We start from the raw sequence: 15,015 nt of genomic DNA on the forward strand, positions 1-15,015 counted from the left end.
GTGCTTCCGTGGCTTCGGCGCACCAAACCGCCGGTGGCCATTGGGAATGGCAATCCCGCCCGACTCCCGGACCCAACAAGTCTAACCTTCCGTCTCAGGTTCGCGTCTGGGTCAGGGACAGCGGCACCGCAATGGCGGACTGCAACTGCGCCATGATGAAGATGAGCGCAGCCGACTGCATGATGGACATGCCGGGTAAGCCCAAGGCTCCGTCGGCCGGCTAAGGCGATTGCCTGGCCGATAACGAAAAGCAAGCTGGCCAGGCGCGTGTCGCCGGCGAGGTGTTTCCATGCTTCGCCGGCGCACGTTTGCCGCAGAATGCTCTCACGTTGCCGTCCGGGCTCTGCCGATCAGGAGGGCTCCATGCGAAAGATCTATCTGATGCCGCTGCTCGCGGCGCTTCCGGTGGCAGTGTTGGCCGAACCGCTGACGTTCGACGCCGCGCTTCAGCGCGCGACAACCACTGCACCGTCGGTGCAGGCTAGCGCGGCCGGTGTCGATGCCACCCGTTCGGCGTCGATTGCGGCCGGTCGGCTGCCCGATCCGACCTTGTCGGTGGGCGTAGACAATTTTCCGGTTTCGGGACCGCCCGCCTTCACCTTGAACGGCGACAGCATGACTATGGCGCGGATCGGTGTCGAACAGGGATTTCCCAATCCTGCCAAGCGCCGCGCTCAGCGCGGGCGCGCAGAGGCGGAGATCGGCGTGGCCGAAGCCGATCTGGCGGTCGAGACGCAAAATATTCGCCTCGAGACAGCGCTGGCGTGGATTGACCTGTATTATGCCAAGCGGCGGCTCGCCCAGCTTGACCTGCTCAACGACAGTCTGATCGACTTGCAGGCAACCATCAGTGCGCGTCTCGCTTCGGGCTCGGCTCGCCCCAGTCAGGCACTTGAGCCCGAGCAATTGCGCGCGGCCGTTGCTGACCGGCGGGCTGAACTCCAGGCAGACGTCGCGAAAGCACGGGCCCGGCTTGCCCGTTTGACGGGGGATCCCGATGCCGATGTTCTCGGCGATGCCCCCGTTCTGGAGGTCGATGGCCCGGCACTACGGGCGCATGTCGCTTCACTGCCACGCCTGCAGGCGCTCGATGCCCGGGTCCGGACAGCCGATGCCGATGTCACACTGGCCCAGGCCGACAAACGGCCCGACTGGCGGGTCGGCACCTCCTATGGCCGACGCGATCCAGCCTATGGAGATATGGTGTCGGTCACGGTCACCGTTGATCTGCCGTTCTTCGGCAAGCGGCGGCAGGATCCCCTGATTGCAGCGCGCGAGAGCGATGCCCGCCGCGCCGGGCTGACCCGCGAGGCCGGGGAACGGGACATTCTGGCCGATCTCGACGCCGACCTGGCTGACTATGCCCTGCATCTCCAGCGACTGAAGAACGCGCGCGAGACACTGGTTCCGCTCGCCAAGCGCCGGGCCGAGCTCGACATGGCAAGCTATGGCGCAGGCAAGCTCGATCTTGGAAGCGCACTGCTCTCGACCCTCGCCTTGGCCGAAGCCGAGGTCGATGCCTTGTCGCGCGAGGCGGATGTCGCGCGCGATGCGATCCGGATCAATTACACATATGGGGAGATGCGGCCATGAGCATGGACGCGACAACGGCGGCGCGCTGGCGGGCTGGATTGATGGCTGCGGTGTTGATCGCGGGCGGCGGTGGATACTGGCTCGGGCAATCTGGCGGATCAGGCAACGAGACCGATCCCGACCAGACTGGGCGCAAGGTTCTCTACTGGTACGATCCCATGGTTCCGGCCGAGCACTATGACAATCCCAACTCGCTTTCGTCGATGGGGATGAAAACCCAGCCCAAATATGTCGATGACGGTGCAGCTGCGGGCGGCACGCCCGGCGTGACGATCGATCCCGCGGCTATGCAGAACCTCGGCATCCGGGTGGTTCCAGCACAGATGGGTAGCCTCGCCGGGTCGCTCATCGTCACAGGCAACATCGACTTCAACCAACGTGATGTCGCGATCGTTCAGGCGCGTTCGGGTGGCTTCGTGGCCCGAGTCTATGCCCGCGCGCCCGGTGATGTCATCCGTGCTGGGGCGCCGATCGCTGATGTGCAACTGCCCGAATGGGGCGGCGCGCAGACCGAGTTCCTCGCGGTCAAGCGGCTTGGCAGGCCAGATCTCACCGCTGCAGCGCGCCAGCGGCTCAAGCTATTGGGCATGTCCGACGGCTTGATCGCCAGCGTCGAACGCAGCGGGCGAACCAACAGCACGATTGCCATCACCTCGCCGATTTCGGGGGTGATTCAGACGCTCGACGTCAGAGCTGGAATGACCCTGACCCAAGGCCAGACCCTGGCCCAGGTCACCGGCATCGGTACGGTCTGGCTCAATGCTGCCGTGCCCGAGGCGCAGGCAGGTGTGGTTCGGGTCGGTCAAGGTGCGAGCGCGACTCTCACTGCCTTGCCCGGCGAGACCTTTGGTGGGCGGATCATCGCGATCCTGCCTGCCGCGCAAACGGACAGCCGGACAATCACGGTCAGGATTGAACTTGCCAACCGAGGAAGACGTCTGCGTCCAGGCATGTTCGCGCAAGTCGCGCTCGGCGGAACGGGCAGCACGGCGCTGCTGGTGCCGAGCGAAGCGGTGATCCGCACCGGGACACGCACGATTGTCATGCTTGCAATCGGCAATGGTCGCTATCAGCCCGCAGAAGTCCGAACAGGCCGCGAAGGCGGCGGACAGACCGAGATCCTTGAAGGGCTGGCCGTCGGCGAGAAGGTGGTCGCCTCGGGGCAATTCCTGCTCGATTCGGAAGCGAGCCTGACCGGGATTCCTGCCCGCAAGCTGGGGGCGACCAAGTGATCGAATGGATCATCCGCGCCTCGGTCAAGGCACGTGGGCTTATCGTCATGGCAGCGCTTGTGCTGGCGGTGATTGGCATCGGTGCGGTGCGGACCACGCCGGTCGATGCGCTTCCGGATCTCTCCGATGTGCAGGTCATCATCCGCACGACATATCCGCGCCAGGCCCCGCAGATTGTCGAGAACCAGGTCACCTATCCGATCACCTCGACAATGCTGTCGGTTCCCGGCGCGCGGGTAGTGCGGGGCTATTCGTTCGTCGGCGACAGCTTCGTCTATGTGCTGTTCGAGGATGGCACCGATCTATACTGGGCGCGCAGCCGGGTGCTGGAATATCTCAGCCAGGTGCAAGGGCGACTGCCAGCGGGTGCAACTGCTTCACTCGGACCCGATGCAACCGGCGTGGGCTGGATCTACGAATACGCGCTGGTCGACAAGACCGGGCAGCATGATCTGGCGCAGCTCCGGAGCATCCAGGACTGGTTTCTGCGCTATGAGCTGAAAACAGTCCCAGGCGTCGCCGAAGTCGCCAGCATCGGCGGCATGGTCAAACAGTATCAGGTCGTGGTCGATCCCCAGAGACTCGCCGCCTACGGTGTCACTGCGAACGATGTCTCCGACGCACTCAAGCGCGCAAATCAGGAGACGGGCGGCGCGGTTGTCGAAATGGCTGAGGCCGAATATATCGTCCGCGCCTCCGGCTACCTCAAGACACTCGATGATTTTCGCGCCGTTCCGGTCCGCAGCGCGGCGGGCGGCATCCCCGTCACCATCGGCGATGTCGCGACCGTCCAGATCGGCCCCGACATGCGGCGTGGCATTGCCGAGCTCAATGGCGAGGGCGAAGTCGCGGGCGGCGTTATCGTCATGCGTCAGGGCAAGAATGCGCGCGAGGTGATCGAAGGCGTCCGTACCAAGCTCGCAGAATTGAAGGCCAGCCTTCCTCCGGGCGTCGAGATTGTCACCACCTATGATCGCTCTGGGCTGATCGATCGCGCGGTCGAGAACCTGACCGGCAAACTGTTCGAGGAATTCCTGATTGTCGCACTCGTCTGCGGCCTGTTCCTGTGGCACGCGCGTTCGGCACTGGTTGCAATCCTGACATTGCCGCTCGGTATCCTGATCGCGTTCATCGTCATGCGGGTCCAGGGCCTCAACGCCAACATCCTCTCATTGGGCGGCATTGCCATCGCCATCGGTGCGATGGTCGATGCGGCGGTGGTGATGATCGAAAATGCCCACAAGCATCTCGAACGCTGGGCGCACGAGAATCCAGATAAGGAACTGACTGGAGCGGAACGCTGGCGCGTCATCACCGATGCGGCGGCGGAAGTCGGTCCGGCGCTGTTCCTTAGCCTGCTCATCATCACATTCTCGTTCATCCCGATCTTCTCGCTGCAAGGCCAGGAAGGGCGGCTGTTCGCCCCGCTCGCCTTCACCAAGACCTACGCGATGGCGGGGGCGGCGCTGCTCTCGATCACGCTGATCCCGGTGCTGATGGGCTGGCTGATCCGGGGAAAGATACCGGCAGAAGATACCAACCCGATCAACCGATCACTGACCCGCATCTACCGCCCTGCTCTCGATTGGGTGCTGGCCAAGCCAAAAAAGGCGCTAGTCATTGCCGGGCTGGTGTTCGCCTCCAGTCTCTGGCCGATCAGCCAGACCGGTGGCGAGTTCATGCCGCAGATGAACGAGGGCGATCTGCTCTACATGCCCTCTGCGCTGCCGGGGATTTCGACGGCAAAGGCGGCCATGCTGCTCCAGCAGACCGACCGGCTCATCAAGACCGTGCCTGAAGTGGAAAGCGTGTTCGGCAAGGCGGGCCGCGCCGATACAGCCACCGATCCCGCGCCGCTCGAAATGTTCGAGACCACCATCCGCTTCAAGCCGAAGAGCCAATGGCGCGCGGGCATGACGCAAGACCGCTTGATCGAGGAACTCGACAAGACCGTCAAAGTACCCGGTCTGGCCAATTTCTGGATACCACCAATCCGAAACCGGATCGACATGCTGGCCACCGGCATCAAGAGCCCGATCGGGATCAAGGTCTCTGGGGCGAATCTCGACGACATCGACCGCACCGCACGCGAAATCGAAACGGTAGCGAAGACCGTTCCCGGCATCAGCTCGGCGCTGGCCGAGCGCCTCTCGGGAGGCCGCTATATCGATGTGACAATCAATCGGGCAGCGGCAGCGCGCTACGGCCTCAACGTCGCCGATGTGCAGACCGTGGTGTCGGGCGCGATCGGCGGCGAAGCGGTCGGCCAGACCGTCGAAGGGCTGGCCCGTTATCCGATCAGCGTCCGCTATCCGCGGGAAATCCGGGGCAGCGTGGATGACATCGTCAATCTGCCGGTGCTCACGCCCTCGCGTCAGCAGATCACGCTCGGCACGGTTGCCGATATCCGCGTCAGCAATGGCCCGCCGATGCTCCGCAGCGAGAACGGCCGCCCGGCCACCTGGGTCTATATCGACGGGCGGGGCCGCGCACTCACCGAGATCGTCGGTGACCTGCAGCGCGCCGTCTCTCAAAAGGTCAAGCTGCCTCCCGGAATCAGCGTCGCTTACACCGGGCAGTTCGAATTCCTCGAACGCGCGACCCAGCGCCTCAAGATCGTCGTTCCCGCAACGTTGCTGATCATTTTCGCGCTGCTTTACGCGACTTTCAGGCGTTGGGACGAAGCCGCGCTCATCATGGCGACGCTGCCGTTTGCTCTGACGGGCGGGGTCTGGCTGCTCTATCTGCTGGGGTTCAACCAGTCGGTTGCGACAGGCGTCGGGTTCATCGCGCTGGCGGGCGTGTCGGCCGAGTTCGGGGTGGTCATGCTGATCTACCTCAAATCGGCGCTCGCCGAGAACGACGATGTCGAGGCCGCCGTCCGTGCCGGGGCGCTGCTCCGTGTCCGCCCCAAGGCGATGACAGTGGCCGTGATCCTCGCAGGCTTGTTCCCCATCCTGATCGGCAGCGGCGCTGGCTCCGAAGTGATGAGCCGGATCGCCGCGCCGATGGTCGGCGGAATGCTAACCGCGCCGCTGCTCTCGATGCTCATCATCCCCGCTGCCTATTTGCTGATGCGTCGGCACCCCCCCGTTCAACACCAAGGAGAACCTGCATGAACAAGCATATGATGATTGCCGCGTTGGTTGCGCTGCCACTCGGCCTGTCCGGTTGCGACAAAAAAGCCGAGGCCCCCAATGCCGAAGCAACCTCTGGCGACATGACGGGCATGGCGATGCCAGTTGGATCCATGATGGGCAAAGGCAGCGGGACCGTGACTGCCATCGATGTCGCGACAGGCAAGATCACGCTCGATCACGGCGCTATTCCCGCGGTTGAATGGCCCGCTATGAAAATGGGCTTTTCGGCAAAGCCCGAATTGCTCAAGGGCCTGGCGGTCGGCGATAAGGTCGATTTTGACGTGACGGTGACCGGAAGCGCTGGCGAAGTCACGGCGATCAAGAAACAATAGTCAGGTGTGAAGCGTGGCGATTGCTACCGCTGCCTCTGCTTGTGGCGGGGCAGCGGTAGTGAGGAACTGTTGGCAGCGGCAAAAGACAGAGGCATCGTAACTGCTGCCCAGGCCGGACGTCACTCTGTCGACGCGACCGCACGGATCCAATCGTCTATTTCGGATTCGACCCATACCGTGCACTTTGCACCAAGTGACCGTGATCTAGGAAACCTGCCCTCGACCATGCGTTGATAGATCGCGGAACGCTTCAAACCTACGCGGCGCATGACTTCAGGCAGACGCAGCAAGCGGTGGTGGGTGCCTGGCTCAATCGTCACATTGTCAGGCATCGCGACCACGTGATCAATCTCCGACAGTGGCGGAGTATCGCGGCCCACCGATCGCGTCGCCGCGTCGATTTAGATCTGCGATGTGCTGGGTAAGTGTCCGCGCGAGCAATTTGGCAGTGCCGTTCGCCCACCGTGGACGCAGCTCATCGATATCCTCGCCCAGTTGTTCGACAATCTCGAGCGGCGCACGTTTGAAAAACTCACCCAGGAACTGCGCCGCTCCGGTTCCGGACCGGGTGAGCGCAAAATCCTCCCCGACCAGCATGAGAAGCAACAGCGTTTCCTCGCTGGCAAATTCCGATGCCTCAAGGATCATGACGGCTTCGTCCAGTGTGACCGGCCGTTCGCCGCTCAGCGAGCGACGCAGGCTGTCACGCTTGATCCCGGCGACCCGCGCTATCTCTGAGGACGATTTGCCACTGTCCTTGACGGCGCGTCTTATCAATCGCGCGACACGTGACGGAAGGTCATTGTCTGAAGTGCTCACGCTAGGCCTCGACTCGAAAGGTTGAGCCGCCAGCTATCCTCGCGATCCGTCTGTAGGAAAGCAAAAAGAACAAACAGCGAACTTGTAGGAATTCCGTAACGGGACACGCATCCCGACTTGCGCACCACTGCGCGTGATTCGCGTTCTGATGCGCAAGACGTGCGCGATGGATCTCCACACCCGCGCATTTGCGGCGCTTGTTCGCGCAATTGAATCGGCCAGCCTCAATCGGTCGCCGGTTTTCGAGTAAATTCCCGCTGAGGATGCCCAGCTCGATTTCCTACAGCCGATGTTCTCCGCATTTAGAACATACAGCGAACACCCGCTGTTCCACCCCTAGCGGAGAATACTTCTCATGAATGCCATTGCCCTCCCCTCCACCCGCCGCGGCGCCCGCCTCGGCAAGATTGCCAGCTTGGCCCTGCCGGTCGCGATCGGCGCGCTTGCCGCCAGTGCGGCCTATGCCGGCGCCGACACGACCTTCGCGCCCGCCCTCGCGAAGTTCACCGACTTCCTCGAAGGTTCGGGCGGCAAGATCATCACCGTCCTCAGCCTCGCGGGCGGCCTGATCGGGCTTGCCTCGGGCCGCTTCACCCTCGCGCAGATCGCGGTCCCGGTCGGGGTCGGCATCGGCGTCGGGACCGGCGTGCCGATCGTCACCTCGGTGGTCACCGCGGTCATCTGACGGTCAGCCACGGGAGGGCGGAACAATCATGAGCGACCGGTACATCATTCCTCGGCGGCTCGACGACCCGGAGCTGATCGGCTTCTGGACCCTCGACGAGTTCGCCGGGATGATCGTCCCCTTCACCTGGGGAATCCTCGCGCAGCACGTCTTTATCGGCATAGTTCTCAGCTCCGCCGCCTGGTTTGCGCTCCGCAAGGCCAAAGCAGGCCGCAGTTGGGCCTGGATAATCCATGCCGCCTACTGGCACCTGCCTGCAGGTCTCACCGGCCTCAAGATGACGCCGCCCTCCCACTGCCGACTGCTTGCCGGCTGAGGGGAGACAAAACCATGCTTGTCCAGATTTCTCACGAGCGCAGCCAGGCGCTGCTCCGGCAGCGCAACCTGTTCGCGCTGACCAGCGCGGGCCTTGCGGTCGCCCTGGTTGTCGCCGGCGGATTCGCCGCCACCCGGAATCGCGAAGTCGTGCTGGTTCCGACCGTCCGCGCACCGCTCACCGTGTCGAGCGCGGGGGTTTCCGCGCAGTACCTGGAGTTCGTCACCCGCGATGCCGCGCTGATGCTGCTCAACCGCAGCCCCGAAGGGCTCGACTACTGGATGAGCCAGATCCTCGAGCTCGCCGACCCTGCGTCGAGCGGCACGCTCAAAGGCGAGCTGATGAAGATCGTCGAGGAGCAGCGCGGCTCGGACGTCACCCAGGCCTTCGTGATCAAGGAGATCAAGGTCGATCCCGCCGCCCTCACCTCAGAGGTCAAGGGCACGCTCAAGACCTTCGTCGGCGCAACCGTGATCGGCAGCGACGAGCGCCGCTTCCGCTTCAGCTGGACCTACCAGGGCCTGCGCCTCGGCCTTTCCGGGTTCGTCCAGATTCCCACCGACGACACAAACAAGGAGTCCAAGTGATGCCTTCTCGCTTCAAATGGCGCGGCCCAGCAATTGCGCTCGCCGCCTCGCTGCTGGCGCTCGCCAGCCCGGCACTTGCCGACCAGTTCAAGGAGAGCGCCGACGGCGGCACGGTTGCCTGCTCGGTCTCGGCTCGCGAGCTCACCCGCTTCGCGCTGATCGGCGACCAGTTCGCCTCGGTCTCGAAGATCTCGAGCGGCTATCCCTACAACGATTTCGCGGTAACCCACGAGCCGGTGCGCGGCGACATCTATGTCTCGGTGCCCGAGACTTTCGCCGCCAATCGGATCAGCTTCTTCGCCACCACCAAGGCGGGCTACGTCTACAAGTTCTCGTGCTCGATCGACAAGATCGAGGCTGCCCAGGTGTTCATCACCAACCCGGCACTTGCCAAGGGCGACGCGGGCCGATGGGAGCGCCAGACCGGCCAGGATGAAGCCGCTGTTCGCCTCGTCCAGGCGATGGCCGGCCAGCAGACGATCGAAGGCTTCGAGATCAGCCAGCCTGCCGCGCTGCCGAGCCGGATCGGCGCGCTCGAAGTCCAGCTGATCGCCGAATATCGCGGCGCGGCGCTCGCAGGGAAAGTCATCCGCCTCGCCAACCGTGGACCCAAGCCGCTGACGGTGGCCGAGAAGGATCTCGCCGGCGCAGGCGCGCTCGCGGTTTCGATCGCCCGGCCCACGCTCGAACCAGGCGCTACCACCACGGCCTACCTCGTCGGCCCGAACGGGGAGCAGGGCCATGACTGATCAGGCATCACAGCAGGCCGAGGGCGGCGGCAAGAGTGCGACCGGCGCGCAGCGCGACGCCCACGAACCGAGCAGCGTCGGCCAGCTTAACGAGCGCACCGCCAAGCGCCAGCGGATGCTGCTTGCCGGGATTGCGACCGTGATCCTTGCCGGCACCAGCTGGATTATCTTCGGCAGCGATCACGCCAAGAAGGCGCACCAGGAAGGCGACGCCGAGACGATCGAGACCGCCAGCCTGGTCAATCGCAACCTGTCGCAGCGCGAGTTCACGACCGTCTACGGCAACCAGTTGGGCGCGGTTACCCGCGAACAAAAGGCGCTGAAGGACGGCGCGGTCATGCGCCCGGAACTAGAAGCCGAGCTGGCTGCACTCAAGGCCGAGAACCAGGCCATGCGCACCGATGGCCAGGCGGCGATCGACGCGATTTCGGCCGAGAACGTGGCGCTCAAGAACCAGCTGCAGACGCAGGCCGCCGCGCCCGCATCCAATGCCGCGGCTATGCCCGCCTACGGTCCCCGCGCCGGCGGCTACGATGCTCGAGGGGCCGCTGGCACGCCGCCGAGTTCGGGGGGCCTGGCTCCGGGAAACCCCGGCGCCGATGGCGCGCCTCCGCCCGCCGAGGTCAAGCTGATGAACTTCAGCGGCGACAAGGGCGCAAGTGCCGGGGTCAAACTGGCTCGCGCCGATGTTCCGCCGCTGGTGGTCGAGGATTCGCCAGATTACCTGCCGCCCAATAGCTACGCACGGGCGCGGGTGATCGTCGGGGTCGATGCCTCGGCCGGGGTTGCCAGCCAGACCGATCCGCTTCCCGTTGTGCTGCGGATCACCGGCCCGGCGCGCTCGGTGCTGCAGAACGGCCGTGTGCTGACCACCCGGCTCGAGGGCTGCGTGATCAACGGCGCAGCGCGCGGCGATCTCTCGAGCGAGAAGGTCTACGTGAAGCTCGCCCGGATGACCTGCGACCAGCCCGGCGGGCGCGTTGCGGTGTCAGAGGTCAAAGGCTTCATATCGTTCGCCGGCAAGTCCGGGGTGCGCGGCCGCGTGGTCAGCCGCGAGGGCAACCTGGTCACCCAGGCCTTGCTCGCCGGGATCGTCGGCGGGTTCGGGCGCGGCTTCTCGGCCAATGCCAATTCGGTGTTCTCGTCCACCCGCACCAATCCCGATGGCTCCAAGGCCAAGCTTTCCGCCGGCGATATTCTCGGCGGCGGGCTTGGCCAGGGCGCAGCCGACGCGGCCGATACGGTGAGCAAGTACCTCATCGAGCGCGCCGAACAATACCAGCCCGTTGTCGAGATGCCGACCGGCATCGAGGTCGAGGTCGTGTTCCTCGACGGCGTTTACGTGAGGAATTCCAAATGATCGAAGGACTGCATTCGCCGGCTCAGCGCCGCTGGCCCAAACTCGCTCTCGGCGTAGCCGCCCTGGCCCTGCTCTCAGGTGCGACCGGATGGGGCGCTGCCCATTTCGCGGCCAGAAGCATCGGTTCGCCCGATCTCGCCAAGGTCAAGGCGGCGCTCAAGCTGCGCCTCCCCAAGACCCCGATCGATGCGATCAACTGCGAGGGGCTTGGCGGCCTGTGCGAAGTGGCCTCGAAGACCACGCTGTTCTATGTCGACGCCCGCGCCAAGTATCTAGTGATCGGCCGGGTCTACGACATGGAGGCGCGGCAGGATCTGACCGCGGCGCGGCTGCTGGCGCTCAATCCCGACCTGCTCGCTGCCGGGGCGGCCCGGCGTGTCGGCGGTGACGGTGAGGACGCGCAGCCCCAGACGCGGAGCGCCCCGAAGCAGGTGTCGCTGGCCGGGCTCCCCGCCAATGGCGCGGTCACCTGGGGACCGCCGAATGGCCCCAAGGTCACGGTCTTCTCCGACTTTCACTGCGGCTACTGCAAGAAGCTCTCGGCGCAGCTCAAGGCAATCGGCGCGCGGGTCGAGGAACGCCCGATTTCGATCTTCGGGGCGGAAGCGCGCAAGGATGCCGAGCGGGTGCTCTGTTCGCAAAGCCCTGAGACCTCGCTGCACGCCGCCTATTCCGGGCTTGCGCTGGCCAATCCCAAACCCTGCGACACCCGCGGGCTCGATGCCAACGAGGCCTTTGCCAAGGCTCACGGCTTCAATGGCACTCCGGTGATCGTCCGCCCGTCCGACGGCGCGGTGATCGAGGGTTACCGCGACGCCGCCGCGCTGCGCGCCTTCCTCTCCCCCATTCAGACCCAAGGATAATGCTCATGCACCGCTCAATCCAACTCACCTTCGCCGGCCTTGGTCTCGCGCTGAGCCTCGCTGGCTGCACCCATCTCGGCACCAACATTGCGGGCGACTTCTCGTGCCGCGCGCAAGCCAGTCGAAATCATGGGGCTGGCTGCCAGCCCCTCAGCGAGGTCGATGCCAAGGCGATCCGTGAACTCGTCAAGGCCGAAGGCAGCGACCTCTCGGCAGTTCGCCAGCGCGTGACTGTAGCTGCGGCGGAAACGGCAAGGACCGGCGAGCGCACCCTGAAGGTCGTGTTCCCGGCGCACGTCGATGCCTCGGGTACGCTGCACGACGAAGCTGCGGTCTGGACCGTGGTCGAGGCCGCGCGCTGGGCAGGCGAGCTCAGCGGCGACAAAGTGACCGAGCCCAAAGGCACGATGCGCGCGCTGCGCCAAGCGCTCAAGGACCAGGCCCGCCGCGCCGCTGATGCTTCGCGCAAGACCGACGCCGACGCGGATGCGAACCCCGCGCCCCTGTCTCCCGAAGACAGTGCTCCCGCATCCGCCAATCCTTTCATCCCTTCCTCGCCGCTTGTCCTCCCCTCCCCGGGCGGCGAGGTCCAGGCCGATGTCCCCCCATCGGCCGCCGAGGGGTCCGACATGTCCCTCACCCCGCATGTCCGGGCCCCTCGGCCTCTGGAGGAGCAACGCGTCTGGCCGAGCGCCGCTGCGATCGAGGCTGCCAAGGCGCTCAAGCACGCAGTCGATGCTGCGCCCAAGAAGGAGCCCAAGTGATGGTGCTCTCGTTCGGGGCCCTGCGCGAGCATCTGCTGGCAGGTCTGCTTGGCGATTCCGAGCAGGTCGAGGCGGGCCGCCCCATGCTCATGCTCGACATGTTGTCGGACTGGCTCCCATACCGGGTCTACGATCCTGCAAGCCGGCTCTACGTCAATGCCCGCTCGAAGGGCTTCGTCCTCGGGGTCACCCCGCTGATCGGCGCTGACGAGCGGACCGGCGAGATCCTCGGCGCGTTCTTCTCCGAAGGCCTGCCTGCGGGCTCCTGCCTGCAGATCCTCCACCTTGCCAGCCCCCGGATCAGCCGGATCGTCGGCCCGTGGTTCGCGCCGCGCTACGAACAGGGCGGGGTCTATGAGGCAATCGCCCGCCACCGCGCCAAAAAGCTCTATTCGATGGTCTGGACATCGGGCGCCAGCGATGCCCCCTTCCACGCCCGCGCGCACCAGGTGGTGATCTCACTCGGCGTGCCTGCAGCAAAGGCGGTGAGCAACGAAGAGCTCACCCACGCCCGCGAGGGACTCATCGCGATGCTGAAGTCGCTCAATCTAGGCGTGATCGAATACGAACCGCACGATCTCATCGCGCTACTCGACGATCTGACCTCGCCGACCACCGCGCCGCAGGACGATGCGGTGCCCTACAATCCCAATGATCCGATTGCGAACCAGGCGATCCGCCGTGACATCGAGCTTCTGGTGCGCGAAGACCGGATCGAGCTCGGCACAGAACGGTTCCGTGCCACCGGCGTCCACAACCAGGGCGTGCCCGAGATCGGCGCGGTCTACCCCGACCGCTTCGACGTGCGGCATTTTGCGGTGCGCAACATGCCGCCGCGCTGGGCGCCGCACGAATGCGCGCGGCTGATCGGCGATCTCTTCACCGACAAGCTGCGCTTCCCTTGCCCTGCTGCAACCATGCTGTGCCTCGTCTACCCCGACCAGGAAGCCGCCGCGGCACGCGCCGGGTTCAAATTCATGCGCACCACCAGCCTGGCGGGAACGCGCAGCGCGCGGTTCCTGCCGCGGATCGCCGAACAGTCGGCCGAGTGGCAGCACGTTCAGGCCGAACTCCAGGAAGGCCGCCGCCTGGTCCGCGTGTTCTACGGGATCACCACCTGGTCGCCGCTCGGCCAGGGCGACCGCCACGAGCGGGCGGTCAAGTCGATCTACAAGGCGGCAGGCTGGGACCTCTCGGACGAGCGCTATCTCCAGATCCAGGGGCTTTTGGCGGCCATGCCGCTTACCCTCGCTGACGGGCTCGGCGCCGACATGGAGCGCCTCAAACGCTTCAAGACGCTGCTCTCGACCACCGCCGCCAATATCGCGCCGCTCCAGGGCGAATATCTCGGCGGCCCGGTCCCGCATCTGCTGTTCGTCGGGCGGCGCGGCCAACCGTTCTACTGGTCGCCGTTCGAGAACGAGGCGGGCAATCACAACGTCGCGATCTGCGGCAAGTCGGGCTCGGGCAAGTCGGTGCTCCTCCAGGAGATGTGCGCGGCGCTGCGCGGTGCGGGCGCCAAGGTCGTGGTGATCGACGACGGCCGCAGCTTCGAGCATTCGGTCAAGCTCCAGGGCGGCCGGTTCATCGAGTTCACGCTCGCCTCGGGGTTCTGTCTCAATCCGTTCTCGATGATCGACGCCGCGCGCGCCAGTGAGGACGAAGACTACCGGCTCGACTGTTTCGCGATGGTCAAGGCGATCATCGGCCAGATGGCGCGCCACGTCGCAAGGCTCAGCGATACCGAGCGCGGCCTGATCGACCGCGCGGTCAACCTGATCTGGTCCGAGCATGGGCCCAACGCCAGCGTTACTAAGGTTGGCGACTGCCTCGCCACGATGGAAAACGAGACTGCCGCGGACCTCGCCACCTCATTGGGGCCATTCACCGCCGGGGGGACCTACGCCCAGTTTTTCGAGGGTCAGGCGAGCCTCGATCTCGAGGCCGACTTCACCGTGTTCGAGATGTCGGACCTCGCCACCCGCGAGGAGCTTCGCTCTGTGGTCCTGTCGGCGATCATGTTCATGACCAGCCAAGCGATGACCCGCAGCCCGCGCTCGGTCCGCAAGCTGCTGCTGATCGACGAGGCCTGGTCGATGCTCAAGGGCGGCTCGATGGGCGAGTTCGTCGAAACCTATGCCCGTACCTGCCGCAAATACGGCGGCGCGCTGGCGACCGCGACCCAGAGCCTCAACGACTACTACAAGTCCGACGGGGCGACGGCTGCGCTCGAGAACAGCGACTGGATGCTGATCCTTCAGCAGAAGCCCGAGACCATCGCCGACTTCAAGGCGAGCAAACGCCTCGACATGGACGAGCGTACCGAAACGCTGATCCGCAGCCTCAAGCGCTCGGGCTCGGCCTACTCCGAAGTTTTCATCAAGGGTCCCGAAACCGAGGCGATCGGCCGCCTCGTGCTCGACGACTATTCCGCGACACTGTTCTCGAGTTCGCCCGCGACGTTCGCGGCGATCGATGCCGAGATCGCCCGCGGCCACCAGCTCGCCGATGCGATCGAACGCATCGCCTTCCCCGAAATCCAATGAAACCCCACGCCAACAGGAGGACCAGAGAT

At 65.0% G+C, this 15,015-nt stretch carries 14 protein-coding genes; 12 read left to right on the top strand and 2 right to left on the bottom strand.

The window, feature by feature from the left end; genetic code table 11:
* The first annotated feature begins 363 nt into the window (after positions 1-363).
* From AC3WLD_RS17460 to AC3WLD_RS17475, 4 genes are read left to right on the top strand one after another with little or no spacing between them, the layout of a single operon-like run.
* Positions 364-1,593 (top strand): TolC family protein, encoded by a 1,230-nt coding sequence (locus tag AC3WLD_RS17460; RefSeq protein ID WP_100867706.1) that lies wholly within the window; start codon positions 364-366, stop codon positions 1,591-1,593.
* Positions 1,590-2,825, top strand: a complete 1,236-nt coding sequence (locus AC3WLD_RS17465; RefSeq protein WP_492558254.1) for an efflux RND transporter periplasmic adaptor subunit — start codon at positions 1,590-1,592, stop codon at positions 2,823-2,825. The genes AC3WLD_RS17460 and AC3WLD_RS17465 overlap by 4 nt, the downstream gene beginning before the upstream one ends.
* Positions 2,822-5,944, top strand: a complete 3,123-nt coding sequence (locus AC3WLD_RS17470; protein ID WP_492558255.1) for an efflux RND transporter permease subunit — start codon at positions 2,822-2,824, stop codon at positions 5,942-5,944. Before AC3WLD_RS17465 ends, AC3WLD_RS17470 begins: the two co-directional genes overlap by 4 nt.
* Positions 5,941-6,297 carry a copper-binding protein gene (locus tag AC3WLD_RS17475; RefSeq protein ID WP_492558256.1) on the top strand — a complete coding sequence of 119 codons (357 nt, stop codon included), beginning with the start codon at positions 5,941-5,943 and terminating at the stop codon, positions 6,295-6,297. The genes AC3WLD_RS17470 and AC3WLD_RS17475 overlap by 4 nt, the downstream gene beginning before the upstream one ends.
* Positions 6,298-6,416: 119 nt before the next feature.
* Here AC3WLD_RS17475 and AC3WLD_RS17480 read toward each other — a convergent pair whose 3' ends face one another.
* Complete coding sequence (locus AC3WLD_RS17480) at positions 6,417-6,629, bottom strand: AlpA family transcriptional regulator (RefSeq protein ID WP_492558257.1); 213 nt, start codon at positions 6,627-6,629, stop codon at positions 6,417-6,419.
* A 13-nt stretch (positions 6,630-6,642) separates the two neighbouring features.
* On the bottom strand, positions 6,643-7,116 hold the full coding sequence (locus AC3WLD_RS17485; protein ID WP_492558258.1) for a helix-turn-helix domain-containing protein: 474 nt from the start codon (positions 7,114-7,116) through the stop codon (positions 6,643-6,645).
* Positions 7,117-7,471: 355 nt separating this feature from the next.
* Between AC3WLD_RS17485 and AC3WLD_RS17490 the strand changes: the two genes are divergently transcribed.
* From AC3WLD_RS17490 to traC, 8 genes are read left to right on the top strand one after another with little or no spacing between them, the layout of a single operon-like run.
* On the top strand, positions 7,472-7,801 hold the full coding sequence (locus tag AC3WLD_RS17490; protein ID WP_492558259.1) for a hypothetical protein: 330 nt from the start codon (positions 7,472-7,474) through the stop codon (positions 7,799-7,801).
* A gap of 28 nt (positions 7,802-7,829) precedes the next feature.
* Entirely contained in the window at positions 7,830-8,117 is a 288-nt protein-coding gene (gene traL, locus AC3WLD_RS17495) for a type IV conjugative transfer system protein TraL (protein ID WP_492558260.1), read from the top strand.
* A 14-nt stretch (positions 8,118-8,131) separates the two neighbouring features.
* Complete coding sequence (locus AC3WLD_RS17500) at positions 8,132-8,704, top strand: type IV conjugative transfer system protein TraE (protein WP_492558261.1); 573 nt, start codon at positions 8,132-8,134, stop codon at positions 8,702-8,704.
* On the top strand, positions 8,704-9,453 hold the full coding sequence (locus AC3WLD_RS17505) for a type-F conjugative transfer system secretin TraK (RefSeq protein ID WP_492558262.1): 750 nt from the start codon (positions 8,704-8,706) through the stop codon (positions 9,451-9,453). The genes AC3WLD_RS17500 and AC3WLD_RS17505 overlap by 1 nt, the downstream gene beginning before the upstream one ends.
* A complete protein-coding gene (locus tag AC3WLD_RS17510; RefSeq protein WP_492558263.1) occupies positions 9,446-10,813 on the top strand; it encodes a TraB/TrbI/VirB10 family type IV secretion system protein in 1,368 nt (455 codons plus the stop codon). Before AC3WLD_RS17505 ends, AC3WLD_RS17510 begins: the two co-directional genes overlap by 8 nt.
* Complete coding sequence (locus tag AC3WLD_RS17515; RefSeq protein WP_492558264.1) at positions 10,810-11,676, top strand: DsbC family protein; 867 nt, start codon at positions 10,810-10,812, stop codon at positions 11,674-11,676. Before AC3WLD_RS17510 ends, AC3WLD_RS17515 begins: the two co-directional genes overlap by 4 nt.
* A 5-nt stretch (positions 11,677-11,681) precedes the next feature.
* The gene (locus AC3WLD_RS17520) at positions 11,682-12,440 is read left to right on the top strand and encodes a conjugal transfer protein TraV (protein WP_492558265.1); all 759 of its coding nucleotides are present in this window, start codon (positions 11,682-11,684) and stop codon (positions 12,438-12,440) included.
* Positions 12,440-14,986, top strand: a complete 2,547-nt coding sequence (gene traC, locus AC3WLD_RS17525; protein ID WP_492558266.1) for a type IV secretion system protein TraC — start codon at positions 12,440-12,442, stop codon at positions 14,984-14,986. The genes AC3WLD_RS17520 and traC overlap by 1 nt, the downstream gene beginning before the upstream one ends.
* Positions 14,987-15,015: the final 29 nt, after the last annotated feature.

The organism is Novosphingobium sp. FW305-C-111 (genome assembly GCF_058783565.1).